The organism is Arthrobacter endolithicus (assembly GCF_026627425.1).
In the GTDB taxonomy this organism is placed as follows: domain Bacteria; phylum Actinomycetota; class Actinomycetes; order Actinomycetales; family Micrococcaceae; genus Arthrobacter_M.
In genome coordinates this window covers 1-841 of the sequence record NZ_JAPNLH010000065.1, presented here as the reverse complement: position 1 = coordinate 841, position 841 = coordinate 1, and the positions used below count along the sequence as shown (strand labels likewise).

Annotated in this window: 1 protein-coding gene; it reads right to left on the bottom strand. The window is 63.0% G+C overall.

Going from position 1 to position 841, the window contains the following annotated elements; translation table 11 throughout:
- Positions 1-841 (bottom strand): ISL3 family transposase (locus tag OS914_RS18020; RefSeq protein WP_267547430.1); only part of this gene is annotated, 841 nt, incomplete at both ends.

Below are 841 nucleotides of genomic sequence, written 5' to 3'. Positions count from 1 at the left end.
AGTACGTCTTCTGCCCGGCGTTTGAGCGTCCGCCCCAGTGTTGTGAGTTCGATGAGAGCTGCTGGGACGCCGGTGCTGACGGAGTCGATCACGGCTTGCATCAACTCCCGCCCCTTGGCACGGTCTGGTTCCCGGTAGGCGGCTACCATGCGTTGGTAGATGCCCCAGCTCGCTTGAACTTCTACATGCGTATCCGTGGAGAACAGGGTTTCAAGGCGTAGGCGTTGCTTGTCCGTGAGCAGATCCGCCCCGGTATGAAGCGTTAGCCTAGCCGAATACAGCGGGTCCCCGGCCCGCCCTCGATGACCGCATGTCTGCTGCTGAACGCGTCGGCGGCACGAATCCAGGGCCTCCCCGGCCAGACGGATGACATGGAATGGATCCATCACCGGGACGGCGTCGGGGAGCTCTTGGGCCACTGCGCTCTTGAACCCGGAGAACCCGTCCATGGCCACGACTTCGATCCCGTCGCGCCAGGGTTGTGGGCGTGCTTTTAGCCAGGTGGCGAAGACCTGTTTTGAGCGGCCTTCGACCATGTCCAGCAGGCGGGAAGGGCCGGTGCCATCATGGATCGGGGTGAGGTCAATGATGACGGTGACGTATTTGTCTCCGCGGCGGGTGTGCCGCCAAACATGCTCATCAACACCAATGACTTTCACCGCGTCGAAGCGGTGCCGGTCATCAATCAACACACGCTTGCCTTCGGCCAGGACGGCCTTGTTCGCGGTATTCCAGCTCACGCCCAGGCCCTCAGCAACGCGGGCGATCGTTAGGTGTTGGCACACGATCCCCTCCAGGGCCCACCGCAGCCCGCGGCGGGAGAGTTTCGCCCGTGGTTCGG